We start from the raw sequence: 2,487 nt of genomic DNA on the forward strand, positions 1-2,487 counted from the left end.
GGATCTTGTCCTGCTCGTAATCCTCGAAATTGCCCTCGAACCATTCCACATGGCTGTCGCCTTCAAACGCCAGGATGTGGGTGGCCAGCCGGTCAAGGAACATGCGGTCATGCGAAATGATAACGGCGCAACCGGCGAAATTCTCGAGCGCATCTTCAAGCGCACCCAGCGTTTCTGTATCCAGATCGTTGGTCGGCTCATCGAGCAGCAGCAGATTGCCGCCGGATTTGAGAAGTTTGGCCAGATGCACCCGGTTGCGCTGACCGCCTGAAAGCGTGCCGACCTTCTGCTGCTGATCCCCGCCCTTGAAGTTGAAGGTCGAGCAATAGGCGCGAGAGTTCATCTCGTGACGGCCGAGCTTGATGATGTCATTGCCGCCGGAAATCTCTTCCCAGACGCTCTTGTTGCCATCAAGTGAATCACGGCTCTGGTCGACATAGGAGAGCTGCACGGTTTCACCGACTGTGATCTTGCCGCTATCCGGCTCTTCCTGGCCGGTGATCATCCTAAACAGCGTGGTTTTACCCGCACCGTTGGGGCCGATAACGCCGACAATGCCGCCTGCCGGCAGCTTGAAGCTGAGATCGTCGATCAGCAGCCGCTCGCCATAGGCCTTGGAAATACCTTCGACATCGATCACCTGATTGCCGAGTCGCTCGCCGGTCGGAATGATGATTTGGGCGTTGCTGGGACTGCGGTCATTGGCGGCCTTGACCAGCTCGTCATAGGCCCGGATACGCGCCTTGGATTTGGCCTGGCGGGCTTTCGGCGACGAGGCAATCCAGTCCTGCTCGCTGCTGAGTGCCTTCTGCCGGGCGGCGTCCTCGCGGCCTTCCTGCTTCATGCGCTTGGCCTTGGCTTCCAGGTAGGCGGTGTAGTTGCCCTCATAGGGAATGCCCTTGCCGCGGTCGAGCTCGAGAATCCAGCCGGTCACATTGTCGAGGAAGTAGCGGTCATGGGTAATCATGATCACGGCGCCGGGATATTCCCGCAGATGCTTTTCAAGCCAGGCGATGCTTTCGGCGTCGAGATGGTTGGTCGGCTCGTCAAGCAGCAGCAGATCGGGCTGACGCAAAAGCAGCGCACACAGCGCCACGCGGCGCATTTCACCACCCGACAGGCTTTCAACGCTGGCCTCAGGCGGAGGGCAGCGCAACGCTTCCATGGCCATTTCGACCTGGCTGTCGAGATCCCAAAGATTCTGCGCGTCGATGACATCCTGGAGTTGCGCGCCCTCGTCGGCGGTCTCGTCGGAATAGTTCATCATCAGCTCGTTGTAGCGGTCGAGCACCGCTTGCTTTTCGGCCACGCCTTCCATGACATTTTCGAGCACTGTCTTGGACGGGTCGAGCTTCGGCTCCTGCGGCAGGTAGCCAAGGGTTGCGCCTTCGGCCAGCCAGGCCTCGCCGGTGAACTCGGTGTCGAGCCCGGCCATGACCTTGAGAACCGTCGATTTACCGGCGCCGTTGGGGCCGAGGATACCGATCTTGGCATCCGGGTAGAATGACAGATGGACGTTTTCGAGAACCTTCTTGGCGCCAAAGGACTTGTTGAGCCCCGCCATGTGATAGATGAACTGCCGTGCCACGTTGCGCTCCAGACATGATTTGGATTGTTGTGCGCTGTCTATTGCAAAGTGCCGCCAAGGGCAATGATGCGCACGCCGCTCTCCCCAGATCCCCGGTCAGCCGCCTATTCCGAAGCGGCCCCGACCCGGCTGATGCGCCAGGCCTGAACCCCGGCATAGGCGGATTCGGGCACATGGTTGGTCATCTCGAAATAGCCGTGATGACCGGCCGCCTCGCCGGCCGGGATCGGCGACAGTTTCCAGCGTTCGGCCACGAAGGAGCCTGGCGCCGCGGTCTGTCTGAGTTGTTCGAGAAATGTCTGGTCGAACACGATGGCGCCTTCCAGATCCATCGACTGGAGGCTTGCGCCGTCGAAACGGCTGTCGATGATCATCGCGTCGCGAAAGCTCGCCCCGCCAATCGATGCTCCGCTAAAATCCGCCATCGCCACCACCGCGCCGTCAAACACCGGCGCGATTGCGTTGACCCGGGCAAAGCCGGTGTCGTGGATCACGCTGCCCCGAAAACTGATGCCTGCCATACTGGTCGGCAGATAATCGAAATCACCCGCTGAAAACGGCTCCGTCACATCGCCTGCGGCAAGCGATGAAAAATCCGATGCGCGCACCACGGCATTCTCGATGCGGGCATGATCGAGCTGCGCCGCGCCAAACTGGCATTGCACCATTCGCGTCCAGGAGAAATCCGCAAACGCCAGCCGGGCGTGGCGCATCGACAGCCCGCCCGCCAGTTCGCGGCGGAACTCGGCGAAGGAAAAATCGGCGCCCAGGGCCGTCAGCGCCTCGGTCTCCAGAATGGAGTTCGCCGTCAGCATGGTCAGAAGGTCGCCGCGCTCCGGGCTCACCGGGCGGTCGACCAGTCGCTCGGCCTCCGGGCGTGCCGGTCCGGCGTCGAGCAC

General features: G+C 61.2%; 2 protein-coding genes. Both read right to left on the bottom strand.

All coding sequences use genetic code 11. The features are described 5' to 3' along the window. Positions 1-1,588, bottom strand: a 1,588-nt coding sequence (gene ettA, locus ABJN75_RS18930) for an energy-dependent translational throttle protein EttA (RefSeq protein ID WP_348441154.1), incomplete at its 3' end; no start/stop codon positions are given. A gap of 104 nt (positions 1,589-1,692) precedes the next feature. Then, positions 1,693-2,487 (bottom strand): pentapeptide repeat-containing protein (locus tag ABJN75_RS18935; RefSeq protein WP_348441155.1); only part of this gene is annotated, 795 nt, incomplete at its 5' end.

Source organism: Hoeflea sp. (assembly GCF_039975035.1).
GTDB lineage: Bacteria > Pseudomonadota > Alphaproteobacteria > Rhizobiales > Rhizobiaceae > Hoeflea.